Here is a 19,318-nt window from a genome sequence, read left to right on the forward strand (position 1 = left end):
CAGGTCGGCTTCCAGCAAGGATGGGGATGCCGTAGGCGGCGTCGCTGGCGCAGGTGGGGCTGGTGCGCCCGTCGCAGGTGGTGGGGGTGCTAGAGCCCCCAGATGAGGGCCGGCGGCCTGGCCGCCGGCTCTCCTTTAACGCCTCCGGCCGTGAACTCGCGCCGGCGATCACCATTCGCCGGACGTTCCGCGAGTTCTGGCCGGACACTCGCGGTCTGCGGCGGCTCTTCGCGGCAGGCGTGGCCTTCGCCATCCTGGCCGCGCTCTGCGAGGTCGCCGCGATCCGCCTGTTCGGGCACATCACCGACGAGGTGCTGACGACCCGCCAACTCGACGCCTTCTGGTCACCGGCCACCGTCTGGCTGGGGCTCGCCGTGCTCGCCGGGCTGCTGTCCTTCGGCGGGGCCTACACCACCGCGCTGGGCGCCGAGCGGTTCCTGCTGGCCCTGCGCGACCGCGTGTACGCGCACGTGCAGACGCTCGCCCCCGACTTCTCCGAGAAGCGGCGGCTGGGCGACCTGATGGCGCGCATGACGGACGACGTGGAGGCCATCGAGGAACTGGTCGGGTCCGGGCTGGTCAAGGCCATCACCACGGTGGCCGGGATCATCTTCTTCGCCGGGGCCGCGTTCTTCATCCGATGGGACCTGGCCCTGCTGACGATGGCGCTGATCCCGCTGTTCCTGATCACCTCGAAGGTGTTCGCTTCGAGGTTCAGGACGGCGGCGGCGCGCGAGCGGGCCAGCAACGGGGCGATGAACAGCGTCCTGGAGGAGGGGCTGGCCAACCAGCCGCTCGTGCAGTCGTACAACCGGCAGGGCGAGGAGTCCCGCCGGCTGCACGCCGAGGGGCGCGGCTGGTTGCGGGCCAACATGTCGCAGGCCTGGCTGGCCGGGCTCTACAACCCGGCGGTGCAGGTCATCGAGACGATCTGCCTGATCGCCATCCTCGGGTTCGGCGCGTGGGAGATCGCGGCGGGCCGGCTGACGATCGGCGGGCTGCTGTCGTTCGCGGCGTACCTGGCCCTGCTCTACCCGGCCGTGCAGAGCCTGGGTGAGCTGGCCCTGACGGTGTCGGAGGCGGCGGCCGGGTCGGACCGGGTGATCGAGATCCTGCGTACCGAGCCTGCCGTGCGCGACGCCGGCGACGCGGTCCCGGCGGGCCGGTGCGGCGGCCGGATCGACTTCGACCGGGTGAGCTTCACCTACCCGGGACGGGGCCGGCCGGTGCTGCGTGACCTGTCGTTCACCGCCGAGCCCGGCGAGGTCGTCGTGATCACCGGGCCCAGCGGGGCGGGCAAGTCCACGCTGGCCAAGCTGCTGCTGCGGTTCTACGACCCGGACTCGGGCCGCATCCTGCTGGACGGCACCGACGTCCGGAGGCTGACGCGGCAGTCGCTGCGCGAGAACATCACGGTCCTGCACCAGGAGACGCTGCTGTTCTCCGGCTCGGTACGCGACAACATCGCCTACGGCCGGCCGGGCGCCTCGCTCGACGAGGTGATCAGGGCGGCCGAGGTGGCCGGGGTGCACGACTTCGCCAAGCTGCTGCCCCAGGGGTACGACTCGCCGGTCGGGCAGCGCGGCCGGCTTCTGTCCGGCGGGCAGCGGCAGCGCATCGCGATCGCCAGGGCCATCCTGCGCGACACGCCGGTGCTCGTGCTCGACGAGCCCGTCACCGGGCTGGACGTCGCCACCGCCGCCCACGTCATGCGGCCGCTGCGGCGGCTCATGGCCGGGCGTACCACGCTGCTCATCACGCACGACCTGCGGCAGGCGCCGGAGGGGGCGCGGGTGATCGAGGTCGAGCCGGTTCCGCGGGAGGAGCGGATCCGGCTCAAGCGGGTAGGCGCGCGGTCCGGCGGGGGAGCGTCTCCGTGACCCCCGGCTCGCCGGTCCGGCACCCGCCCCGACACTCCGGGGCGGGTGCCGGGCTTTTCGGGGGTCCGTGACCCAGGCCACGCTCGTCCTGACATTCTGGGGCGGGTGCCGGGCTTTGGGGGGTCCGTGACTCGGGTCTCACCCGTCCTGGCGATCTGGGCGGGTGCCGGGCTTTTCGGGGTTCTGCTGGGCTTTTGAGGCTGTATGTCGGGGAATCTCCTAGATAGAATCGGAGGGCTTTCTCCGTTTGTCGCCGCGGGCCCGCTTTCCGCCTGCCGGCGGGCCGAAGGCAGGTGGAGATCTTGGGCGACGATCACGGCGCCGCCAGGCCGTTGCGGGCCGATGCCCGGCGCAACAGGGAGCGGGTCCTGCAGATCGCGCAGGAGGCGCTGGCCAGTGACGGCCTGACCATCTCCTTCGATGAGATCGCCCGGCGCGCCGGGTTCGGGGTCGGCACCGTCTACCGGCACTTCCCCACCAAGGAGGCGTTGTTCGAGGCGGTGCTGCTGGGGCGGATCGAGCGGTTCGTGGCCGACGCCCGCGCGCTCGCCACCGCCGAGGACGCCGGGCGGGCGTTCTTCGGCTGGTTCGCTGGAGTGGTCGAGCAGGCGTCGGTCAACCAGGCGTTGTGCGACATGCTGGACAGCGGCGCGGCGATGCCGCTGCGGCCGGGCTCCACGCTGGCCGGCGACTTCGCCGCCGCGCTGGGCCGGCTGCTGGTGCGGGCGCAGCGGGTGGGCGCGGTGCGCGCCGACCTCAGCGCGGGGGACGCGCTCGACCTGCTGCGGGGCTGCCTGGTCGCCGAGCGCGGCGCGCGGGCCAGGGGCGGGGCGGTCCGGCTGGCGGACGTGGTGTGCGACGGGATGCGCGCACGTTCACCTTGACCGTCACCAGGCCAGGTGACGGTCGAGGCCGGTGATCCGGAGCAGGCGGCGCATCGGGGGCGGGACATTGACGAGGTGGACGGGCGTGTGCCGGCCTGTCGCGGTCGGTCCAGGGGGCGGTTCTCGTCCGGGTAGACAGGAGAAATTATCGGAAAAACAATTCCGGTTACCAAGTGGAAGAAACGTCATCCCGGGCGACGTATGACGTGCGCGGCGACCTGATCGTTATTTGTGGGAATTTGCGGGTTTGTCGGGGTTGATCACACTACGCTGCTACCGCTTGCCGAGTACGAGGGAAAGCGGACGACATCGTGTTCATCGCAGTCACAGTGCTGGCCGCCGCCGTGGTTGGTGCGGTGGTCTGGTGGTTCCGCCGGGATCCGGTGGAGGGTGCGGCCGGCGACAGGTTCGAGGCGCCTCTCGGCGGGTTGCTGCCGCCTGACACGGAGGCTGTCTTCGTGGAGGGCCTGCGGGCGTACCACGACTCGGGCAGCCCGATCCGGGTGGACGGGGAGCTGGAGGTGGTGGTGGCGTACGAGCCGCCGCGGTCGGTCTCCCTGCGCCTGTTCGCCGACGCCTTCGCTGCCCGCGGGGACGCCGCGCTGCACGACCCGCAGGGCACGGTCGCGGAGCTGATGGACGAGCTCACGGCCACCGAACGCCCCGGCGTCCTGCACCTGCGCGGCGGCCTGCCAGCGGACGACCTCGACGACGTGGCGGACCTGGACGGCATGAACGCCGACCGCCTCGCCGCAGCGGTGGCCGAGGTCGTGACGGAGATGGTGGCCCATACGACCGCGGCCGACGCGGCAGCGGCCGGTTCCGGCGTGAGCACGACGGCGGCTGACGCGGCGGTTGCCGGTGCCGGCGGGTCGGCGGCCGACGGGGCGGTGGCCGGTGCCGAAGCGAGCGCGACAGGGACCGACGCGGGTGCGGGCGCCACGGCGGTGGCTGACGCGAACGTGGGCGGAACGGTGGTGGCCGCCGCGAATGTGGACGGAACGGCAGTGAGCGGTGCCGAGGGGCTTAGCGGTATGGCGGTGAGCGGGGTCGAGGGACGGGGTCTCTGGGCGGCGGAGACGAGGATCGGGGCGCTGCACATCCGCGTGCCGGCCCCGGCTCCGGCCCCGGCGCTGCCGGCGGGGAAGACGGGCTCGGCCGACGGCGGGCCGGACGAGAGCGGGTCCGGCGGAAGGACCCACGTCAACGGGACGCCCGTCAAGCCCCTGCACACCGCCCAGGAAGCGGCGCCCGAGGCGGACGCGGGCCGGCCGAACACGCTCATGCTGGACCTGGCCCGTGTCCTGGACCGCTCCCGCGAGGTACGCGAGCTACGGCCGGACGCGCCGGCCGAGGACGTGCTGCGCGAGGCGGTCAGAAACCTCCTCGCCTCCGACGGCCCTGGCATGACGTGGGCCCACCCGCCCACCCCGGCCCAGCGCCACCTCGTGCAGGGAGGCTCCCCGGAGCCGCACTGACGCCCGCCTTCCGACAGCGTCACTCACCGGAACCCGGTGGACGACGCCGCGGGCAGGGACCCGCCGGGGTCCGGCGGCCGAACCGCCGGTAGGCGATCGCGGGGGCGGTAGGTGGGGCCGCGGCGGTCATCGCCAGGTCTGGCGGATGGGCTGAAATCGGCGGTTGCCATGTTGGGCGGTTGGTCGGTGGCTGCCGGCTTCGGCGGTGGACCGTGCCGGGGGGTTGGCGGGGGTGGTTGAGGGGTGGTGGCTGGTCAGCCGGTGTTTTCGGCGCGGCCATGGCGCCAGTAGCCCATGAAGGCGACTGCTCGGCGGTCCATGCCGCGTTCGGCCACCAGGTGGCGGCGGAGGGTTTTGATGACGCCTGCTTCGCCGGCCAGCCAGGCGTACAGGGGGCCGTGGTCGGCGGTGTCCTGGGGGACTTCCCATAGTTCGTCGGTGTCGACGTCCACGTCCTCGAAGGAGTCGGGGGTGGCGGACAGCGGGGGGAGCAGGCGGGCGGCGGCGGCGCGGACGGCGGGGACGAGTTCGGCGCCGCGTTCGCCGCCGTTCCTGGCGAGCCAGGTGACCTTGATGTTGGCGGGCGCCGTGATCGGCAGGACGTCGGCGTCGAGGGGCACCTCCATGAGCACCTCGCCGGCCAGGTGCGCGGGAATGCGTTCGAGGATGCCGCAGATGGCGGGCACGGCGGTCTCGTCGCCGGCGATGAGCACGCAGCCGGTGCCGGCAGGCGGCCGGAACTCCAGGCCGCCGTGCGGCCCCTCGTGGACGCCGTTGGGGCCGAGGAGGGCGGCGACGTCGCCGGGCCGCACCTGTTCGGCCCAGCGGGCGGCGGGGCCGCCGTCGGGGTGCATGACGACGTCCACGTCGACCTCGCCGGCCCGCGGGCGGACCGTACGGGCGGTGTAGGTGCGCATCACGTTGCGCCTGCCGGGGTCCAGCTCGCGCCAGCGCTGGTACCAGTCGGGGCCCTTGGGCAGGTACGTCATGCCGTGCTCAGGAACGGGGAGGAAGAGCTTCACCCGCTGGTCGAAGCCGTTGTCGGCGAACTCGTGCAGGTCGTCGCCGGTGAAGGTGACGCGCAGGAAGGACGGGCTGAGGCGTTCGAGCCGGTCCACTCGTACGTCGAACATGCGAAAGGGCTCGGTCATCCCCGGAATCCTCCAACGAAGTTATTAGGTGAGCCTAACCTAAACGATCGTGGGGATTTCGGCCAGCCGGGGTTAGTGCATCGGCCCCACTCGGGACGATAACGTCGTGAACGGTGAAAACCGGGCCCCAGCGCCCGCCCCGAGATTGGAGTCCCGAACTTGTCTCCTGTGATCCTCTCCGCGGCCGGTGCCGCGCTGGTGCTCGACGCCTCCGGCCACGGACTGCCCCGGGTACGGCACTTCGGCGCGGACCCGGGGGCAGGGCAGGACCTGGCGGTGGTGCTGGCCCCCTCGCCGGGCGCGCCCGCGCCGTCACTGCTGCCCGCCCAGGCCGAGTCCTGGTACGGCAGGCCGGGGCTGTCCGGCGTGCGGGACGGCGAGCACTGGCCGGTCCGCTGGAGCGTGGAAGGGCTCGACGTCGCCGCGGAGCCGGGCGCGGGCGGCACGGTGACCGTGACGGCCGCCGACGAGCGGGCCGGGCTGCGGCTGGTGTGCGAGCTGGTCATGGAGGGCAGCGGGCTGGTACGCATGCGGCACGCGGTGACGAACACGGCCGCCTCCCCGTACCGGCTGGAGGGGCTGGTGTGCACGCTGCCGGTGCCGGCCCGCGCCGGGGAGCTGCTCGACTTCACCGGCCGGTGGGCGCTGGAGAAGGTGCCGCAGCGCAGGGAGTTCACCCGCGGGGTGTGGTCGCGGGAGAACCGGCGCGGCCGCACCGGGCACGACGGCACGGGGCTGCTGATCGCCGGGACCGGCGGGTTCGGCTTCCGCGGCGGCGAGGTGTGGGCCGTGCACGCCGGCTGGAGCGGCGACCACGTGCACTACGCCGAGCGGCTGCCCGAGGGCGTGTCGCTGCTGGGCGCCGGTGAGCTGCTGGAGCCGGGCGAGGTCGTGCTGGCGCAGGACGCGACGTACCGGACGCCGTGGGTGTTCTTCACGTGGTCGGGGAGCGGTCTGGACGACGCGGCGGCGCGGCTGCACGAGCACCTGCGCGCCCGCCCGCTGCCCGTGCGCCCGGTCACGCTGAACAACTGGGAGGCCACCTACTTCGACCACGGCATCGACCGGCTGCTGGAGCTCGCCGAGCGGGCCGCCGCGGCCGGCATCGAGCGGTTCGTGCTGGACGACGGCTGGTTCCGGCATCGCCGCCACGACCGGGCCGGGCTGGGCGACTGGTACGTGGACGAAGGCGTCTGGCCGGACGGCCTGCACCCGCTCGCCGACCGGGTGCGGAAGCTGGGCATGCAGTTCGGGCTGTGGTTCGAGCCCGAGATGGTCAACCCCGACTCCGACCTGGCCCGCGAGCATCCCGACTGGATCCTCGCCCGGCCGGAGCGGATGCCGCCGCCGCAGCGCAACCAGCAGGTGCTCGACCTGGCCAGGCCGGAGGCGTACGCGTACCTGCTGGAGCGGATCGACGCGCTGGTGCGCGAATACCGGCTCGACTACATCAAGTGGGACCACAACCGCGACATCGCCGAGCCCGTGCATGACAGCGCGCCCGGCGTGCACGCGCAGACCCTCGCCACCTACCGGCTGCTGGACGAGCTGCGCGAGCGTCACCCCGGCCTGGAGATCGAGTCGTGCTCGTCCGGCGGGGCGCGCATCGACTACGGCATCCTGGCGCGCACCGACCGGGTGTGGACGTCCGACTGCAACGACGCGCTCGACCGGCAGCAGATCCAGCGCTGGACCGGGCTGCTGGTGCCGCCGGAGCGGATGGGCAGCCATGTCGGCGCGCCCCGCGACCACAGCACCGGCAGGATGCTGCCGCTGGCGTTCCGGGCGGCGACCGCGCTGTTCGGGCACATGGGGGTGGAGTGGGACATCACCTCGGCAAGCGCCGAGGAGCTGGAGGAGCTGACCGCCTGGATCGCGCTGCACAAGCGGCTGCGGCCCGTGCTGCACGCCGGTCGGGTCGTGCGGGCCGACCATCCCGACCCGACGTCGCTGCTGCACGGCGTGGTGCTGCCCGAGCGGGGCGTGTTCGCGTACGTGCAGGCCGGCTCGCGGCTGGACATCGGGCCCAGCCCGCTGCGGCTGCCCGGGCTCGACCCCGCCGCCACGTACGAGGTGCGCCTGGCCGGGCCTGTGCCCGCCCGCGCCCTGCTGCCCGACTGGGCGGCCGGTCCGGTCCGGCTGTCCGGGGCCGTGCTGGGCGGGCTGGGGCTGCCCGCGCCCGCCATGCCGGCGACGTCCGCGCTCGTCATCGAGGTGGAACGGGTCTGAGATCCGGCGCCGGGGTGGTGAACGCGGTTTAATGCGGTCGCAACGCGGACGCCCGTGATCAGGTAACACGGGTGCCGCAGACTGAGGGTCATGAGCGATGCACCCAAAGTAACGTCTCGCCCCGGCTCAGGACCGCCGCACCTTCCCGAGCGGGCCTGGTGGCGGGAGCTGGTCGAGATCGCCGCGCTGTTCGTCGCGGTCGGTCTGGCGCACCTGCTCGCCACCCTGCTCGGGCATCAGGAGCCTGGGCCGGTCGTGCTCGTCGGGCTGGGCGTGGCGCTGATCGCGGGGGCGGCCGTCCACCGCTGGCTGGGACACCGCCGGCTACAGGACCGCCGCCCGGCCGGGCGTGCGGCGCGGCACGACAAGGCGGCGCGGCACGACAAGGCGGCGCGGCGCGACAAGGCGGCGCTGCCGGGGGAGAGCGGGCGGGGCATGACCCTGTGGCGGATCAGGATGCGGGTGGTGGAGCGGCCGGGGCGGCTGGCCACCGTCGCGGGCGCGTTCGGGCGGCTCGGATGCAACATCCTGGCGCTGCACATCGCTCCGACCGGGGGCGGCGCGATCACGCCCGCCGGGTGCGACGCGCTCGACGAGTTCGTCATCGAGGCGCCGCGCGACCTCGCGCCTCAGGTGCTCGCCGCCGCGCTCACCGAGGCGGGCGGGCATGACGTGGTGATCGTGCCCGCCCGGGTCACCGACCTCACCGACCCGGGCGTCCAGGCGCTCGTGCTGGCGCAGCGGGTCGGCGACGATCCCGCCAGGCTGCCCGAGGCGCTGGGCGAGCTGCTGCGGGCGCCGGACGTGGAGTGGCGGCGGCCTGGGGACACCGTGGACGACGATGCCGAGCCCAACACCACCATGGTGGTCTCGGTGAGCCCGGACAGGGCGCTGCTGGTGCGGCGGCCCGAGCTGCCGTTCACGCCGACCGAGGCGGCCCGCGCCGCCGCCCTCGCCGCATCCGCCGCCCACGCCCGCTACCACTCGGGGTGAGGAGCGGTCAGCGGTAGCCCTTGGCGAGCACCTCGTTCGTCTGGCGGGTGATCTGGGCGGCCTGGTCGGCGGTGAGGGGGACGCGGGGCGGGCGGCAGGCGCCGCCCTTGCGGCCGGCCAGGTCCATCGACAGTTTGATCGACTGGACGAACTCCGTCTTGGAGTCCCACCGCAGCAGCGGGTGCAGGTCGCGGTAGATCGGCAGGGCCTTGGCGACGTCGCCGGCGACCGCGAGGCGGTAGAGCTCGACGGTGGCGCGGGGGATCATGTTCGGGTAGCCCGCGATCCAGCCGACCGCGCCGGCGACGGCCAGCTCCAGCAGCACGTCGTCGGAGCCGATCAGCAGGTCCAGGCCGGGCGCGCGTTCGGCCAGCTCGTACGCCCTGCGCACGTCCCCGCTGAACTCCTTGACCGCCACGATGAGCCCTTCGTGGTGCAGCTCGGCCAGCAGGTCGGGGGTGAGGTCGACCTTGGTGTCGAGGGGGTTGTTGTAGGCGACGACCGGCAGCCCGGCCTTGGCGACCTCGCGGTAGTGGGCGACGACGGCCCGCCGGTCGGCGCGGTAGGCGTTGGGCGGCAGCAGCAGCACCGAGGCGGCGCCGGCCTCGGCGGCCTGCTCGGCCCAGCGCCGCGACTCAGCGGCCCCGTACGCGGCCACGCCCGGCATGACGTGGAACCCGTCGGGCGCGGCCTCGACGGCGGTGCGGACGACGCGGGCGCGTTCGGCGTCGGTGAGCGTCTGGTACTCGCCGAGCGACCCGTTGGGGCAGACGCCGTCGCAGCCGCCGCCGGCGAGGAAGCGGACGTGCTCGGCGTAGGCGTCGTAGTCGACCGACAGGTCGTCGTGGAAGGGCAGCGCGGTGGCGACGTGTACGCCGTGCCACACCGGTGTGGTGGGGGCGGTCATGATGTTCTCTCCTTGGTCCAGTTCTCCAGGCCGCTCGCCGTGATGGGCAGCGCGGCCGACAGGTTCTCGGCGCCGCCGGCGGTCACCAGCAGGTCGTCCTCGATCCGTACGCCGATGCCGCGCAGCTCGGGCGGCACGGTCAGGTCGTGGGCGTGGAAGTACAGGCCGGGCTCGACGGTGAGCACCATGCCCGGCTCCATCGCGGCGCCCTGGTAGGCCTCGTACCGGGACTGGGCGCAGTCGTGCACGTCGAGCCCGAGGTGGTGGCCGATGCCGCAGACGAGGTAGCGGCGGTGGTGCTGGCCGTCGGCGGACAGGGCCTCGTCGACGGAGACGGGCAGCAGGCCCCAGTCGTGCAGGCCGCGCGCGATGACCTCCATGGCGGCGTGGTGGAAGGCGGTGAACGGCCGGCCGGGCGCGACCTCGGCGAGGCCGGCGCGGTGGGCGCGTTCGACGAGGTCGTGCACCTGCCGCTGGGCGGGGGTGAAGGCGCCGGAGGCGGGGATGGTGCGGGTGACGTCGGCGGTGTAGTGGGAGCGGGTCTCGACGCCCATGTCGAGCAGCAGCAGCTCGCCGGGCAGGACGGGGCCGTCGCAGCGCACCCAGTGCAGGGTGGGGGCGTGCGGGCCGCTGCCGACGATGGAGGCGTAGCCGGGGCCGTTGCCGTGGGTGCGGGCGTACCGGTCGAAGGTGCCCTGCAGCCAGCGTTCGCCGCCGGCCCGGATGGCGGCGGGCAGTTCGGCGGCGACGGCGGAGAAGCCTTCGACGGTGCGGTCCACGGCCTCGCGGAGCTGCGCGACCTCCCACTCGTCCTTGATCATGCGGAGTTCGGCGAGCGTTCGCCGCAGCTCGGCGTCGTCGCCGGTGAGCGCGCCCGCCGGGGTGCCGGGGTAGCCGGGCAGCAGCAGCACGTCGGCGCCGAGCGCGGCCGCCCATTCGGCGAGCGAGGGGGACGGGCCGACCCACAGCTCGCCGTAGGCGGCGTCGGAGAAGAAGCCGGGCTCGCCGGGGCGGGCGGGCGGCGGCAGGTAGAGGGTGGCGGCGCCGTCGCGGACGACGACGATCGCGTTCTCGGCGGCGCAGCCGGTCAGCCAGTAGAAGTCGCTGTCGACGCGGAAGTCGTAGGCGGTGTCGTTGGAGCGGGTGGGGGCGTGGCCGGCGGCGACGACGACGGTGCGGCCGGGCAGCGCGGCGGCCAGCCGGTCGCGGTGGGCGGCGGCCGCTTCGGCGGCTCCTGGGACGAGGCCGGGGGTGCGGGCGGGGGAGTCCCAGCCCTGGGCGATGTAGTCGGTGAAGGCGGGGATCTCCGCCAGCCGGGGCAGCCTGCCGTCACTCACCGGTGATTCCTCCTCCTTGCCGGCGTACGAGCTCGGTCAGGCGGGCGAAGACGCGGTCGTCGCCGATGCCGTCGTGCTCGTACTCGTTGGTGACCCAGGTCTGGGTGTTGCCGACGCGGGCGGCGGTCTGCAGTTGCAGGCCCGCGTCGACGTACATGTCGTCGAAGTAGACGGCGGCGGCGACGGGCACGTCGTTGGCGGCCAGCCGGTCGGTGTCGTAGAGGGGCGGCCAGTCGTCGCGGGCGGCGAGCAGCTCGACGGCGCCGCGGAAGGGCCGCAGGACGCGGATCTCCTCGAACATCCAGGGGTACATCATCTCGCCGGTGAACAGCAGCGGCCTGGCGTCCTCGGCGAAGGCGGGGTGGCGCTCGCGTTCGGCCTGGGCGGCCCAGGCGGTGGCGCCGGGGCCCGAGCCGTAGATGCTCTCCTGGAGGGCGGCGAACAGCGGGTTGTCGGCGTAGGAGGAGCGGGCGAGCACCTGGTGCAGGAAGGTGTCGGGCAGCCCGTCGGACTCGTCGAGCAGCCAGTGCATGCGCTCGTAGCCGGGTTTCATGCCGAAGTCGATGCCGAGCGACTGCAGGCGCCGCACGGTGAGCGTGTCACCGTCGGGCAGCAGCACGCCGCCTTCTGCGAGCCGGTCGGCCAGGCGCGCGGTGGTCTCGGCGTGGTGGGGGTAGCGGCGGTAGAACTCGGCGTTCTTGGCGGCCACGCGGGGATAGGTGCGGCGGTAGACCTCGGCGGCGTCGGGGTCGATCGAGGGCAGGCCGCCGGCGACGTAGCAGGCGGTCAGGCCGTGCGGGGCGCGCGAGAGGTAGGTGAGGGTGAGGAAGCCGCCGTAGCTCTGGCCGAGGGTGGACCAGCGGCGCCCGCCGAAGACGGTGGTGCGCAGGTGCTCGGCGTCGGCCACGATGGAGTCGGCGCGGAAGTGCGCGAGATACGCGGCGCCCTGCTCGGCGGTGAGCGCGCTCATGGTGCGGCCGTCGACGCGGGAGCTGCGGCCGGTGCCGCGCTGGTCGAGCAGGACGACCCGGTAGTTCTGCAGCGCCTGGCCGAGCCAGCCCGACGTGCCGACCGGGCGGGGGCCCTTGCCGCCGGGGCCGCCCTGCAGGAACAGCAGGCAGGGCAGGTCGTCGCGGTCGCGGGCCGGGTCCACCAGCTCGCGGGCGAACACCTCGATAGCGGGCCCGCCGGGGTCGGACCAGTCGAGCGGGACGCGTTCGACGTGGTCGCGCACCCGCATGCCGGGGATGACGTAGGTGGCGGTGATCATGTGTGTTCCCTCCTGCGGCGGTCCCATTCGGGGTTGATGCGGGGGATGGCGGCCAGCAGCGTGCGGGTGTACTCGTCCTGGGGGTCGCCGAACACCTGCCGGGTGTCGCCGAGCTCGACGATGCGTCCCTTGTTCATGACCGCGACGCGCTGGGCGATCTGGCGGACGACGGCCAGGTCGTGGGCGATGAAGACGTAGCTGAAGCCGCTCTCGCGCTGCAGCCGCAGCAGCAGCTCGATGATCTGGGCCTGCACCGACACGTCGAGCGCGGAGACGGCCTCGTCGCAGATCACCAGCTTGGGGCCGACGGCCAGGGCGCGGGCGATGCCGATGCGCTGGGCCTGCCCGCCGGAGAACTGCGCGGGGTAGCGCAGCGAGTGGTCGGGGTTGAGGCCGACGCGTTCCATCAGCTCCTTGGCGTGCGCCCGCCGGCCGCCCTTGGGGGTGCGGCCCTGGTAGAGCAGCGGCGCGTTGAGTATGCGTTCGACGGTGTGGCGGGGATTGAGCGAGGAGAACGGGTCCTGGAAGACGACCTGGACGTTGCCGCGGAAGCGGGCCAGGGTTTCGCCCTTGGCGTGGGTGACGTCCTCGCCGTCGAACTCCAGGGCGCCTTCCGTCGGGTCCATGAGTTTGGCGATCATGCGGGCGGTGGTGGACTTGCCGCTGCCGGACTCGCCGACGACGGCCAGCGTCTCGCCCAGGCGTACCTCGAAGCTGACCCGGTCCACGGCGGTGAACTCGGCTTTCGCGCCGAGCGGGCCGCGGGTGACGAACCTCTTGGTGAGGTCCGTGGCGCGCAGCAGCGTCATGTGGCCACCTCGTCGTCGATGCGCGGGATGCTCTCCAGCAGCATGCGGGTGTAGTCGTGGCGGGGTTCGGCGAAGACCTGCTCGGCGGTGCCGTACTCGACCTGCTCGCCGCGGCGCATCACCAGGACGCGGGTCGCGATCGAGCTGATCACGGCCAGGTCGTGGGTGATGAACATCATGCCGGTGCCGCTCTGCTCGCGCAGCTCGGCCAGCAGGCGCAGGATCTGAGCCTGCACGGTGACGTCGAGCGCGGTGGTGGGCTCGTCGGCGATGAGCAGTTTCGGCCGGCACACCAGCGCCATCGCGATCATGATGCGCTGGCGCTGCCCGCCGGAGAACTGGTGCGGGTAGTGGTCGACGCGCTTGTCCGGGTCGGGCAGGCCGACCTGGGCGAGCGCGTCGACGGCGACCTGGCGGGCGGCCTTCCTTGAGCGGTCGCGGTGGGCGCGGTACATCTCCTCGATCTGCAGCCCGACCGTGTAGTACGGGTTCAGCGACGACAGTGGATCCTGGAAGATCATCGACATCTGGTCGCCGCGGATCCTGCGCAGCTCCCGTTCGGGGCGGCCGAGCAGCTCGGCGCCGTCGAGCCTGATGCTGCCGCTGGTCCGGGCGCCCTTGGGCAGCAGGCCCATGACGGCCAGGCTGGTCATCGACTTGCCGGAGCCCGACTCGCCGACGATGCCGACGGTCTCGTCCCTGCCGACGGTGAAGGAGACGTTCCTGACCACGTCCACGGGGCCGCGCGTGGTGGGGAACGTGACGGTGAGGTCTTCCACCTCCAGCAGCTCGCTCATGGCGACGTGATCCTCACTCTCGGGTCGAGCCGGGTGTAGACGAGGTCCACCACGACGTTGCCGACCACCACGAAGAACGCGGCCAGCAGCGTGACCGCCATGATGACGGGCTGGTCGTTCTTGGCGATGGAGTCGGCGGCCATCTTGCCGACGCCGTTCAGCCCGAACACGGTCTCGGTGATGAGGGCGCCGCCGAGCAGGCCGGCGAAGTCCATGCCGAAGATCGTGGCGATCGGGGTGAGCGCGGGGCGCAGCGCGTGCCTGCGCAGGGTGAGCGCCGGTGACAGGCCCTTGGATCTCGCGGTGCGCATGAAGTTCTCGGCGAGGGTGTCGATGACGTTGGCGCGGGTGAGGCGGGCGTACAGGCAGGCGTAGCCGGTGGCCAGCACGATCCACGGCATCAGGTACGACTGGAACCACACCACCGGGTCGTCGGAGAACGCCACGGCCTGCGGGAACGGCAGCACCTGCAGCTGGACGACGAGCACGTACTGCAGGGCGAGCGCCAGCACGTAGTTGGGGATGCTGGAGCCGCCGAGCGCCAGGCCCATCGCGGTGCGGTCCAGCCAGGTGCCTTCCTTGACGGCGCTGAGCAGGCCGGCGGCGATGCCGACGAGCAGCCACAGCACGGCGGCGCCGACGGCGACGGTGGCGCTGACGGGCAGCCGTTCGACCACCATGTCCATGACGGACTGGTTGGTCTGGAAGCTGTAGCCGAGGCAGGGTGCGGCGCAGTGCACGAGGTTGGCGCCCTCGCCGTAATCGCGGCCGGCGAAGATGCCGCCGATGAAGCCGAGGAACTGGGTGAGGAACGGCCGGTCGAGGCCGAGCACGCCGCGGATCTGGTCGATGCGTTCCGGGGTGCAGGTCTTGCCGCAGATCATCACGGCCGGGTCGGGCTGCAGGGTGAAGAACAGCACGAACGTGAACAGGCACACCAGGAACAGGATGACCACGACGCCGGCCAGCCGGCCGGCCACGTAGCGGGCCATCATGAGGCCTCCCCCGCGTCGAAGGCGGCCCTGATGCGGTCGCCCAGCACGGTCAGTGACAGGACGGTGAGGAACAGGAACGCGCCGGGGATGACGAAGTACATGGGGTCGACGGCGTACCAGCCGACCGAGCCGGCGATCATCTGGCCCCACGAGGGGGTGGGCGGGGTGACGCCGACGCCGAGGAACGACAGGCCGGCCTCGGTGCCGACGTAGCCGGGCACCGCCAGGGTGGTCATGACGATGAGGGAGCTGCGCAGGTTGGGCAGGATCTCCTTGAACACCAGTGCCCCGGTGGAGGCGCCGGAGGCTCGCGCGGCCTCCACGAACTCCCGGTTGACCAGCGTCATCGTCTGCCCGCGCACCACCCTTGCCAGGTAGGGCCAGCCGAACACGCTGATCACCACGACGAGCAGCACCGGCCGGTTGCCCTGGGGCAGCGCCGACAGGATGGCGATCATGAAGATGAGCGCGGGGAAGGCCATCAGGAAGTCCATGATCCGGCAGATCACCTGGTCGGCCCAGCCCTGGTAGAACCCGGCCAGCATGCCGAGCACGACGCCGAGCAGCGTGGTGAGGGCGGTGGCGGAGATCGCGATGATGAGGGAGACGCGGGCGCCGTAGGCGATGCGGGCGAGGATGTCGCGGCCGTTCTGGGGTTCGACGCCGAGCAGGTGCTCGGAGCTGATGCCGCCGAGCGAGCCGTACGGGACGCCGCCCAGGTCGGTGTTGACCGCGGCCGTGTCGAAGTCGTTGGGGCCGTGCCCGGTGATCGCGCTGATCAGCGGCGCGCAGATCGCCATGAGGACGATCAGCGCGAGGTAGGCGCCGCTGAGCACGGCGCCCCGATCACGCAGCAGCACGCGCAGGACGCGCCGGCCCGAGGTGGCGGGCGCGCCGCCCGCCACCTGCTCTGGATGCGCTGCGACCGTCATCTACTTCGTCGGCTTCGCCAGCCCGACGGAGACCAGGTCGATGCCGCCGGAGTAGGAGTTGGACTGGTAGGCGCCGGCGATGTTGGCGCCGTTGACCAGGATGAGCTTCTCGTAGGCCAGCGGCACGACGGGTGCCAGCTCCATGATCTGCTTGTCCAGCTCGCCGTAGGCGGCGTTGGCCTGCTCGACGTCGGTCATCTGGGCGATCTCGTCGATCTTGGCGTTGACGGCCTTGTCGTTGATCTGGGCGAGGTTGGAGTTGCCCTTGGAGGTGATGTTGCGGCCGTCGAACAGCGGCGGCAGGAACGTCGCGCCGGACGCCCAGTCGGGGCACCAGCCGGTCACGGCCATGTCGTTCTGCTTGGCGGGGGTGCCGATGACCTCGTAGTAGGTGGACGCGTCGATGTTGTTGATCTTGACGTCGATGCCGATCTGCTTGAGTGCCTCCTGCACGGCGACCGAGACGGCGGCCATCTTCGGCTGTGCCCTGGTGTCGAGGATCAGCGAGAAGCCGCCCGACAGGCCGGCGTCGGCCAGCAGTTGCTTGGCCTTGGCGACGTCGTGGGGGTAGGGGTCGTAGTCGACGCGGCCGGCGACGGTGGGCGGCTGGATCGAGGTGCCCTTCTCGGCCAGCGTGGAGCCGCCCATCGCGGCGACGATGGTGTCCTTGTCGATGGCGTGGTTGATGGCCTGCCGGACGCGGACGTCCTTGAGGTACTTCTTGGTGGTGTTGAGCCCCATGTAGGTGGTGCAGCCGTTGAGGCCGGACAGCGTGCGGGCCTTGATCTGCGGGGTCTGCACGCGCGCGACCGTGGCGGCCTGGATGCTCTGGCCGATGGCGTCGGCGTCGGTGCCCTGCCCGGCGAGCATGCGCTCGTCGATGGTGGCCGGGTCGAGGCCGAACGTCCACTCGAACGCGTCGGGCCTGGCCGCGCGCACGGTGTCGGTCTCGGGCTTCCACTGCGGGTTGCGTTCCAGCTTGAGCGAGGCGTTGCGCTGGTAGGAGGCCAGCTTGTACGGGCCGCTCGCGATCGGCTTGCTGTCGAAGGCGGCGCCCGCGCCGGTGCCCTTGGGGAAGGGGGTGAAGTTGGGCAGCGCCAGCGCGCTCGGGAAGTCGGCGTACGGCTTCTTCAGGTGGATGACGACGGTCTTGGGGTCGGGCGTCTCGATGGTGTCGAGGTCGCCGGACAGGTAGGGGCCCTTGTAGTCCTTGGGGGCGTCGAGCAGCAGCCGGCCGTAGGGGGAGCCGATGCCGGCCTCGGGGTCGAAGGCGCGCGAGAAGCCGAACTTGACGGCCTCGCTGGTGATGGGGGTGCCGTCCTCGAAGAAGATGTTGTCCTTGAGGGTGAAGGTCCAGGTCTTGGCGTCGTTGGACGGGGTGCCGGTGTCGGTGGCGAGGTCGGGGACGATCTTCGTGCCTTCGGCGCCCGGCCCGGCGCCGAACGTGGTGAGGCCCCGGTAGATGAGCCGGTAGAAGTTGTTGACGCCGCCGTCGAAGCCGCGTGCCGGGTCCAGGTGGGAGAAGTCCGCGTTGGCCAGGACGTGCACGGTGCCGCCTGTGGCGGGGGTGGCCTGGCCGGTGGCGCCGGTGCCGCCGCCGGGGCTCTGCGCGGCCCCGCCGCCGCCGCATGCCGACAGTGCCAGCACGGCGGTCATCGTGACGCTGGTGAGCGCCGCCGATCTCCTCATGTCGCCTTCTTTCCGTTGGTCGTGTCGGGGGTCCTGACCCAGACCCGCATGGCCGCGGGGCCGCGGTTGCCCCACAGGAAGTAGGGGACGAAGGTCGCGGGGACCTTCGTGCCGGGCAGCGCCGTCCCGGGGGACGGCAGTTCGGGATAGAGCTCGGCCGGGGGCGGGGGAGCGGGGTGCGCTTGCACGTCCAGCACGACCGCGCCGGGCGCGAGGCCGTCCTGCCTGGTCGATGCCGCCGTGGCGTCGTTCACGCCGACGAGCAGGTCGTCCACGGCGGCCTGGGGGCTGTCGTGCTGCTCGACGCAGTAGACGAGGGGGCCGCGGGCCAGGCTGAGCGCGCCTCTGGTGGCGTCGAGGTAGGGGTGGGAGCCGTGCGCCCTGACCGGCATGGGCAGGGTGAGGCGGACCTCGTCGCCGGCCGTCCAGGTGCGCTCGACGGTCAGCCAGCCGGTTTCCGGCTCGGCGGGGACGCTCTCGCCGTTGACGGTGAGCGTCGCGCCGCGCGCCCAGCCGGGCACGCGCAGGGCCAGCCCGTACGCGCCCTGCGGGGCCCGCTCGACGGTGAGCCGCACGTCGCCGTCCCACGGGTAGCCGGTCTCCATCGCCAGCGCCAGCTCCGCCGTCTCGATCCGGGCGGTGGCGTACTGGGCGACGAGGACGGCGCCGTCCCGCTCGGCGGCGACGTAGTCGGCGAGCTGGGCCATCCAGCGCACGATGTTCGGCGGGCAGCACGGGCAGCCGAACCAGGCGCGGCGCAGCGGCTCGCCGCCCGCCTCGGCGCCGCTGCGCTGCTCGTGGTCGGGGCGGCGCTGCAGCGGGTTGTCGTAGAAGAACGCGCGGCCGTCGGCGGACAGGCCGACCGCGTAAGCGTTGTAGAGCACCCGCTCGAACACGTCGAGGTAGGAGGCGGCGCCGGTGGCCAGGAACATCCGCCACGCCCACTGCATGAGGGCGATGGCGGCGCAGGTCTCGCTGTAGGCGCGCTCGGACGGCAGCTCGTAGCGGTCGCCGATGGCCTCGTCGGAGTGGCGGCTGCCGAGCCCGCCGGTGATGTAGAGCTTGGTGGCGACCATGTCGTCCCACAGCCGCTCCAGCGCCTCGGCGAGGGTGGCGTCGCCGGTCTCCAGCAGCACGTCGGCGGCGCCGGCCGCCAGGTACGCCATCCGCACCGCGTGACCGGTCACCGAGGGCAGCTCGCGGAAGGGCACGTGGTCCTGGAAGTAGTCGCCGGGGAAGATGCTGTGCTTGAGCTGCCCGGAGCCGCGCCGGTCGACGAACGCGGCGGCGAGGTCGAGGTAGGACCGCTCGCCGGTCTCCCTGAACAGCTCGACCAGCGCCATCTCCACCTCGGGATGCCCGCACACGCCGCTGTCGGCGAACCGCGCGGTCACCAGGTCGGCGAAGCGGCGGGCGATGCGCAGCAGCCGGTCGTCGCCCATGCGGCGGTGCGCGGCCACGGCGGCCTGGATGAGGTGGCCGAGGTTGTACAGCTCGTGGCCCCAGGCCAGGTCCTCCCACGGCTTCTTGGTGGCGGCCGGGTCCTGGAAGAAGGAGTTGAGGTAGCCGTCGCCGGCCTGGACCCGTTCGAGGAGGGTGACGACCTCCTCGTAGAAGTCGCGCACTCCTTCTTCCGCGCTGCCGTCGCCGAGCTCGTAGGCGAGCCCCTCCAGGGTCTTGTAGAGGTCGGTGTCGAGGAAGGGGTAGCGGCCGCGGTACGGCGGCGGGTCCTGCTCCAGCAGCCGGCTCAGGTTGGCGACGTTGCTGGCCGCGCGCAGCTGCTCGATGGTGTGCGGGATCGTGGCCGTGCTGTTGCGGCGCTGCCAGTGGTGGAGCAGACCTCCCGTGATGCGCACCCCGGACAGCGGACGCACGGCCGCCGAGGCCGCCTCCTTGCTCAGGCGTACCGCGCCGGCCGGTGGCGTGACCTGCTTAGACGTCATGAACCATCCCAGTAATGTGTGGCA

At 72.5% G+C, this 19,318-nt stretch carries 15 protein-coding genes; 5 read left to right on the forward strand and 10 right to left on the reverse strand.

The window, feature by feature from the left end; translation table 11 throughout:
• Window positions 1–62: 62 nt before the first annotated feature.
• The 3 genes from AB0K28_RS35080 (at window position 63) to AB0K28_RS35090 (ending at window position 4,242) form a co-directional block, all read left to right on the forward strand.
• Entirely contained in the window at window positions 63–1,880 is a 1,818-nt protein-coding gene (locus AB0K28_RS35080) for an ABC transporter ATP-binding protein (RefSeq protein ID WP_364378341.1), read from the forward strand.
• A 302-nt stretch (window positions 1,881–2,182) separates the two neighbouring features.
• Entirely contained in the window at window positions 2,183–2,764 is a 582-nt protein-coding gene (locus tag AB0K28_RS35085) for a helix-turn-helix domain-containing protein (protein WP_345385828.1), read from the forward strand.
• A gap of 311 nt (window positions 2,765–3,075) precedes the next feature.
• Window positions 3,076–4,242, forward strand: a complete 1,167-nt coding sequence (locus AB0K28_RS35090) for a hypothetical protein (protein WP_364378344.1) — start codon at window positions 3,076–3,078, stop codon at window positions 4,240–4,242.
• 254 nt (window positions 4,243–4,496) lie between these two features.
• Here the strand turns inward: AB0K28_RS35090 and AB0K28_RS35095 are convergent, their stop codons facing one another.
• Window positions 4,497–5,393 (reverse strand): siderophore-interacting protein, encoded by an 897-nt coding sequence (locus AB0K28_RS35095; protein WP_364378346.1) that lies wholly within the window; start codon window positions 5,391–5,393, stop codon window positions 4,497–4,499.
• A 168-nt stretch (window positions 5,394–5,561) separates the two neighbouring features.
• Between AB0K28_RS35095 and AB0K28_RS35100 the strand changes: the two genes are divergently transcribed.
• Window positions 5,562–7,622 carry an alpha-galactosidase gene (locus tag AB0K28_RS35100; RefSeq protein ID WP_364378630.1) on the forward strand — a complete coding sequence of 687 codons (2,061 nt, stop codon included), beginning with the start codon at window positions 5,562–5,564 and terminating at the stop codon, window positions 7,620–7,622.
• 90 nt (window positions 7,623–7,712) lie between these two features.
• Window positions 7,713–8,615, forward strand: a complete 903-nt coding sequence (locus AB0K28_RS35105; RefSeq protein WP_364378348.1) for an ACT domain-containing protein — start codon at window positions 7,713–7,715, stop codon at window positions 8,613–8,615.
• A 7-nt stretch (window positions 8,616–8,622) separates the two neighbouring features.
• Here the strand turns inward: AB0K28_RS35105 and AB0K28_RS35110 are convergent, their stop codons facing one another.
• Genes AB0K28_RS35110 through AB0K28_RS35150 form a run of 9 tightly spaced genes read right to left on the reverse strand, consistent with a single transcriptional unit; the run spans window position 8,623 to window position 19,294 of the window.
• Entirely contained in the window at window positions 8,623–9,522 is a 900-nt protein-coding gene (locus AB0K28_RS35110; protein WP_364378350.1) for a dihydrodipicolinate synthase family protein, read from the reverse strand.
• The gene (locus AB0K28_RS35115) at window positions 9,519–10,859 is read right to left on the reverse strand and encodes an aminopeptidase P family protein (RefSeq protein ID WP_364378352.1); all 1,341 of its coding nucleotides are present in this window, start codon (window positions 10,857–10,859) and stop codon (window positions 9,519–9,521) included. The genes AB0K28_RS35110 and AB0K28_RS35115 overlap by 4 nt, the downstream gene beginning before the upstream one ends.
• Window positions 10,852–12,129, reverse strand: a complete 1,278-nt coding sequence (locus AB0K28_RS35120) for an alpha/beta fold hydrolase (RefSeq protein ID WP_364378354.1) — start codon at window positions 12,127–12,129, stop codon at window positions 10,852–10,854. The genes AB0K28_RS35115 and AB0K28_RS35120 overlap by 8 nt, the downstream gene beginning before the upstream one ends.
• A complete protein-coding gene (locus tag AB0K28_RS35125) occupies window positions 12,126–12,938 on the reverse strand; it encodes an ATP-binding cassette domain-containing protein (protein WP_364378356.1) in 813 nt (270 codons plus the stop codon). The genes AB0K28_RS35120 and AB0K28_RS35125 overlap by 4 nt, the downstream gene beginning before the upstream one ends.
• Window positions 12,935–13,735 (reverse strand): ABC transporter ATP-binding protein, encoded by an 801-nt coding sequence (locus AB0K28_RS35130; RefSeq protein WP_364378358.1) that lies wholly within the window; start codon window positions 13,733–13,735, stop codon window positions 12,935–12,937. Before AB0K28_RS35130 ends, AB0K28_RS35125 begins: the two co-directional genes overlap by 4 nt.
• A complete protein-coding gene (locus AB0K28_RS35135) occupies window positions 13,732–14,730 on the reverse strand; it encodes an ABC transporter permease (protein WP_364378360.1) in 999 nt (332 codons plus the stop codon). Before AB0K28_RS35135 ends, AB0K28_RS35130 begins: the two co-directional genes overlap by 4 nt.
• Window positions 14,727–15,662, reverse strand: coding sequence for an ABC transporter permease (locus tag AB0K28_RS35140; protein WP_345385808.1), 936 nt, complete (start codon window positions 15,660–15,662; stop codon window positions 14,727–14,729). Before AB0K28_RS35140 ends, AB0K28_RS35135 begins: the two co-directional genes overlap by 4 nt.
• Window positions 15,663–17,351, reverse strand: coding sequence for an ABC transporter substrate-binding protein (locus AB0K28_RS35145; protein WP_364378362.1), 1,689 nt, complete (start codon window positions 17,349–17,351; stop codon window positions 15,663–15,665).
• Window positions 17,348–19,294, reverse strand: coding sequence for a beta-L-arabinofuranosidase domain-containing protein (locus AB0K28_RS35150; protein ID WP_364378364.1), 1,947 nt, complete (start codon window positions 19,292–19,294; stop codon window positions 17,348–17,350). The genes AB0K28_RS35145 and AB0K28_RS35150 overlap by 4 nt, the downstream gene beginning before the upstream one ends.
• Window positions 19,295–19,318: the final 24 nt, after the last annotated feature.

The organism is Nonomuraea sp. NPDC049504 (genome assembly GCF_040676845.1).
GTDB classification, from domain to species: Bacteria; Actinomycetota; Actinomycetes; order Streptosporangiales; family Streptosporangiaceae; genus Nonomuraea; species Nonomuraea salmonea.

What these genes read in the sequence shown, in the direction of transcription:
- AB0K28_RS35095 (WP_364378346.1), bottom strand. Translation starts at nt 5,393, where the DNA reads ATGACCGAGCCCTTTCGCATGTTCGACGTACGAGTGGACCGGCTCGAA.
- AB0K28_RS35105 (WP_364378348.1), top strand. Translation starts at nt 7,713, where the DNA reads ATGAGCGATGCACCCAAAGTAACGTCTCGCCCCGGCTCAGGACCGCCG.
- AB0K28_RS35110 (WP_364378350.1), bottom strand. Translation starts at nt 9,522, where the DNA reads ATGACCGCCCCCACCACACCGGTGTGGCACGGCGTACACGTCGCCACC.
- AB0K28_RS35120 (WP_364378354.1), bottom strand. Translation starts at nt 12,129, where the DNA reads ATGATCACCGCCACCTACGTCATCCCCGGCATGCGGGTGCGCGACCAC.
- AB0K28_RS35125 (WP_364378356.1), bottom strand. Translation starts at nt 12,938, where the DNA reads ATGACGCTGCTGCGCGCCACGGACCTCACCAAGAGGTTCGTCACCCGC.
- AB0K28_RS35130 (WP_364378358.1), bottom strand. Translation starts at nt 13,735, where the DNA reads ATGAGCGAGCTGCTGGAGGTGGAAGACCTCACCGTCACGTTCCCCACC.
- AB0K28_RS35135 (WP_364378360.1), bottom strand. Translation starts at nt 14,730, where the DNA reads ATGATGGCCCGCTACGTGGCCGGCCGGCTGGCCGGCGTCGTGGTCATC.
- AB0K28_RS35140 (WP_345385808.1), bottom strand. Translation starts at nt 15,662, where the DNA reads ATGACGGTCGCAGCGCATCCAGAGCAGGTGGCGGGCGGCGCGCCCGCC.
- AB0K28_RS35145 (WP_364378362.1), bottom strand. Translation starts at nt 17,351, where the DNA reads ATGAGGAGATCGGCGGCGCTCACCAGCGTCACGATGACCGCCGTGCTG.
- AB0K28_RS35150 (WP_364378364.1), bottom strand. Translation starts at nt 19,294, where the DNA reads ATGACGTCTAAGCAGGTCACGCCACCGGCCGGCGCGGTACGCCTGAGC.